The 4,668-nt window shown below is 75.3% G+C and carries 5 protein-coding genes; 4 read left to right on the forward strand and 1 reads right to left on the reverse strand.

All coding sequences use genetic code 11. The annotated features are described in order from the left end of the window. The 4 genes from L0B03_RS14185 to L0B03_RS14200 all read left to right on the forward strand — a co-directional run. Positions 1 to 811: acetate--CoA ligase family protein (locus tag L0B03_RS14185; protein ID WP_250446896.1), on the forward strand; the 811-nt coding region annotated here is incomplete at its 5' end. Positions 812 to 858: 47 nt separating this feature from the next. Then, the gene (locus L0B03_RS14190; protein WP_250446898.1) at positions 859 to 1,434 is read left to right on the forward strand and encodes a DUF5998 family protein; all 576 of its coding nucleotides are present in this window, start codon (positions 859 to 861) and stop codon (positions 1,432 to 1,434) included. Then, on the forward strand, positions 1,431 to 2,597 hold the full coding sequence (locus tag L0B03_RS14195) for an alkaline phosphatase family protein (protein ID WP_250446899.1): 1,167 nt from the start codon (positions 1,431 to 1,433) through the stop codon (positions 2,595 to 2,597). The genes L0B03_RS14190 and L0B03_RS14195 overlap by 4 nt, the downstream gene beginning before the upstream one ends. A gap of 10 nt (positions 2,598 to 2,607) precedes the next feature. Continuing rightward, positions 2,608 to 3,258: a thymidine kinase gene (locus L0B03_RS14200; protein WP_250446901.1), complete on the forward strand. Its 651-nt coding sequence runs from the start codon at positions 2,608 to 2,610 to the stop codon at positions 3,256 to 3,258. Between the two features lie 11 nt (positions 3,259 to 3,269). Here L0B03_RS14200 and sepH read toward each other — a convergent pair whose 3' ends face one another. Further along, a complete protein-coding gene (gene sepH, locus L0B03_RS14205; RefSeq protein WP_250446904.1) occupies positions 3,270 to 4,421 on the reverse strand; it encodes a septation protein SepH in 1,152 nt (383 codons plus the stop codon). Positions 4,422 to 4,668: the final 247 nt, after the last annotated feature.

Here is a 4,668-nt window from a genome sequence, read left to right on the forward strand (position 1 = left end):
GGCCGCGGCGGCGCGCTACGGGGCGTGGCGCGCGACGGACCGGGGGCGACCACTCGATCCTGACGGGGTCGACCGGGCCCGGGCCCGGGCACTGGTCGAGGCTGCGCTGAGCCGGGGGAGCGGTCCGGTGCGGCTCGACCAGGAGCAGACCGCTGACCTGCTGGCCTGCTACGGGCTGCACCTGTGGCCGGCCCTGCCCGCGGACGACGTGGACTCGGCGTGCGCAGCCGCCGAGCGCCTGGGGTGGCCGGTCGCGCTCAAGGCTGCTGCCGACCACCTGCGCCACCGGATCGACCTCGGCGGCGTGCGGCTGGACATCGCCGGGCCCGAGGAGCTCACCGAGGACCTCACCCAGATGCGTGAGCACCTCGCCGACCTCGGGGCCGGGGACGCCCGGTTCGAGGTCCAGCGCATGGCCCCGGGCGGGGTGGCCTGCGTCATCCGGACCAGCGAGGACCCGCGGTTCGGTCCCGTGGTCGCCTTCGGGCTGGCGGGGGACGCGGTCGACCTCCTCGGGGACGTGAGCTACGGCGTCGCGCCGCTGACCGACGTCGACGTGAGCGAGATGGTGCGTGCGGTGCGTGCGGGGCCGCGGCTGTTCGGGTACCGGGGTCTACCGGCCCTCGACGTGGGTGCCCTCGAGGAGGTCCTCGCCCGTGCGGCGACACTCGCCGAGGACCTGCCCGAGGTCTACGCCCTCGAGCTGCACCCGGTCGTGGTCGCCGAGCACGGGGCCGCGGTGCTGGGCGGCCGCATCGAGCTGGCCGGTGCCGGTCGGGCCGACGGCGCCCGACGGGCGTTGCCCGAGTAACCTTCTCCGGTGCGGGCACCCGGCCCGGAGGATGGAAGGATGGCGTGGTGCCTGCAACGACCAAGGAGCTGCGCCGGAGCCTGCATCACGCGGGCTACTACCCGGACCTGGTGGCGGACGTCGTCGACGTCGCGCTGGCGGGCGAGGAGGTGGTGGCCCACCTGGTGCACCCCGAGACGACCTTCGACTCGGTCGAGGTGCGGCGCCACCTCACGGTGCTGGTCCTGACCCCCACGCGTCTGGTCCTCGCCCACGTCGACGACCACCCCGCGGACAGCGAGCACCCCTCGGCGAGCGCCTCGGCGACCACCGAGTCCGTCCCCCTGGCGCGCCTGCAGTCGGTCGGTCTGACCCACGTGGTCCACGACCCGGCGACGCACCGCAGCGGTGCCCTGCCCGCCGAGCTCACCCTGGTGCTCGGCTGGGGGGCGATGCGTCGCATCGACCTCGAGCCCGCGAGCTGCGCCGACCCGGCCTGCGAGGCCGACCACGGCCTGACCGGGACGAGCGCCCCCGACGACGCCGTGGTGCGTGTCTCGGCCCACGCCGAGGGCCTCGAGGCCGTCCGCGCCGCGATGGACTTCGCCCGTGCGCTGTCGACCGCGGTGGCCCGGGCCCGATGACGGCGGCGTACGACCTCGCCGCGGCTTTCGAGGAGGCAGGGCTCCTCGCCCCCGACTACGGCGGCCTGTGCCTCGACGGGGTTCTGCCGGCCGCCGCATCCGCCGTCGGCTCGCAGGACCAGCACCACGAGGCAGCCCGGGTGCGGCTGGGGGTCCCGCGGGCGTCACGGGTCTGCGTGGTGCTCGTCGACGGCCTCGGCCACGCCATGCTGAGCGAGCGTCGCGGCCACGCGCCGTTCCTGCGCGGTCGCCTGGACGAGGCCCGGGTGCTGACCGCAGGCTTCCCGTCGACGACGGCGACCTCGATGGGGCTGTTCGGCACCGGCTGCGCCGCCGGGCGCACGGGCCTCGTCGGGTACAGCGTGCGCAACCCCGACACTGGAGGTCTGGCCAACCTCGTCGCCTGGGAGGGCGCCGGACCGGCCGAGAGCTGGCAGCGCGAGCCCTCGGTCTTCGCTCAGCTGGCGGCCTCGGGGGTCGAGGTGACGTCGGTGGGCCCTGGCCGTTTCGCCGGGTCGGGGCTGACTGAGGCAGCCCTGCGCGGAGCCCGGTTCGTCGCGGCCGAGCCTCTCGCGGACCGTGTCGACGCGACCCTCCACGAGCTCACCGCCCCGGGGCTGGTCTACCTGTACTGGGGCGAGGTGGACAAGGTCGGCCACCACGAGGGCTGGCAGTCCCGGGCCTGGGCCGACGAGCTGACGACGGCCGACCGCGAGCTCGCGCGCCTGGCGCGCTCGGTCCCCCGGGACACGCTGCTGCTCATCACGGCGGACCACGGCATGGTCGACGTCGACCGCAGGGCCCTCGTCGACGTCGCGACGACCCCGCCTCTGGCCGCCGGGGTCGAGGTCGTCGCCGGCGAGCCGCGGGCCACGCACGTGCACACGCGGCCCGGTGCTGCCCTCGAGGTCGCCGACCGGTGGCGGACCACCCTGGGCGAGGCGGCCGTCGTAGCCACGCGGGACGAGGCGATCGCTGCCGGATGGTTCGGGCCCGTGGCCGAGCACGTCCGCCCCATGATCGGTGACCTCGTCGTCGCGGCGACGGGGGTCGCCGGCGTCGTGGACTCGCGGACCCAGACGCCCCGCTCGATCGCGCTGCGTGGGATGCACGGCTCGTTCACCCCGGGGGAGATGCAGGTCCCCCTCGTCGTGGTGGCCTGAGGGAGGGGCGGTGGCCGAGCTCGTCTTCTTCAGCGGCACCATGGACTGCGGCAAGTCCACCCTGGCCCTGCAGCTCGACCACAACCACGCGGCCCGTGGACGTGGTGGCGTGGTCTTCACGCGCAACGACCGGGCCGGGGTCGACGTCCTCTCCTCGAGGCTCGGGTTGCGGCACCCCGCCTCCGAGGTGACCGACACGACGGACTTCTGGGACGACGTCGTCCAGCGCCGCACCCGGGGCGAGCGCGTGGACTACCTCGTGTGCGACGAGGCGCAGTTCTACACCACGACCCAGGTCGAGCAGCTCGCGGCCCTCGTCGACGAGATGGGCGTCGACGTGTTCGCCTTCGGCATCACCGCGGACTTCCGCACCCGCCTGTTCCCGGGCTCGGCCCGCCTCATCGAGCTCGCCGACCGGGTCGAGGTGCTCCAGGTCATGTCCCTGTGCTGGTGCGGGGCGCGGGCGACCCACAACGCCCGCACGGTGCGCGGGATCATGGTGGTCGAGGGCGAGCAGGTCGTCGTCGGGGACACCGATGCCGCGGCCGAGGTCGGGTACGAGGTCCTCTGCCGACGGCACCACATGCGGCGGATGACGGTCGCCGCAGCACGGGCGACCTCGTCCGCCCCCGACACCCTGCCGTTCCCGCTCGAGGACTGAGCCCTCAGGCGCTACTCGGGCTTGGCGCCGAAGACGATCTCGTCCCAGCTCGGGACCGACGCGCGACCCCGGCGCGACCGCGCCCGGGGTGCCGTGGTCGTCCGCTCGGGGACCTCGGTGGGCTCGGCCTCCTCCGCGTCGCTGCGCGGTGCGGCGGTCGGGGCCTCCTCGGGATCGAGGGCCTCGGGGGTCGGCGGCTCCTCGCCCTGCCCGGCTGCGGGGGACAGCACCGGCGGCAGCCGGAGCACCCGGGCGTCGGTCGCCTGGTCGGGCCGGGAGTGCGGGGGGTGGGCCGCGGGCACGGGGCCCAGGTCGCGGCCGAACACCTCCGGGTTGTCGAAGTCGAAGGTGTGCTGAGGCCCGAAGCCCTCGAAGGCCTCGTCCTCCTCCTCGTCGAGATCGAGCTGCTGGCGCACGCCCCGGCGATCCGTCAGGTCGTCGAGCAGGGCTGCGGTCTCCTCGTGCGGGTCCGCCTCGGGAGGCTCGACCTCGACCGGCGGGTCGATCGACGCGAGCAGCGGCCCGAGGGCGGCGTCGACGTCGACCTCGAGCGAGCTGCGGACCGCCGCCAGGTGGCGCCGCGGGATGGGGCTGTCCGCGAGCTCGGTCTCGGACAGCCAGCGGGCCTCGTCGTCGACCGCACGGACCGTGCGGGTGGCCGCTTCGTAGGTCCAGCGGGCCGAGCGGACGGCCCCGCCGACCTCGAAGCGCATCTCGACCGTCCACGGCGCGCTGCCGTGCCGGTGGGCGTCCCAGCCGATGCTGGCCGAGTCCACCCCGCGGGTCGCCAGGCGGTCGGTCACCAGGTCGCCGAGCTCAGGGGCCCCGGGGTCGTGCCCGATGCGGGTGCTCCGTGCCTGCTGGGCGACGTACTCACGCTCGGCAAGGACGGGACCGGTGTAGCGGCGGACGATCTCGACCCGCATGCCCGAGTCCTCCGCGACCTCCTCGGCGCTCGCCCCGGCACGGACCCGGGCCTGGATCTCTCGCGGGGGCAGGGCCCCCGCCGCCTCGGCGCGGACCTGCTCGAGCTGGGGCCGGTCGCGCCGGACCGCAGCACGCAGGGCCTCGTCGATGGGCAGCCGGAACCGCTGACCGTCGGGTCCTTCGAGGACGACGTGCTCGCCGCCCTCGTGCAGACCCACGAGACTGAGCTCGCTCATGACACCTCCTACGCCCTGAGCACGAGGGTGCCACCTTCCCGGGCGTGGCGCCGGGAGGTGCCCCGGTGTGCCGTGGCTCGGTGGTGTGCGCGGACCCGACCCTGCGGGGTGGGGCAGGATGGGCGGGGTGAGCCTCGACCAGCAGCCCGAGCCCGGCCGTCCTGACCCCGACGGGGCAGGCGACCCCGGTCCGGCGGCGGGAGGGCTGCCCGACGCAGGCACCGTGGCCGAGCTGGTCGCGCTGGCC

Source organism: Actinotalea sp. C106, from assembly GCF_023630195.1.
Classification (GTDB): Bacteria; Actinomycetota; Actinomycetes; order Actinomycetales; family Cellulomonadaceae; genus Actinotalea.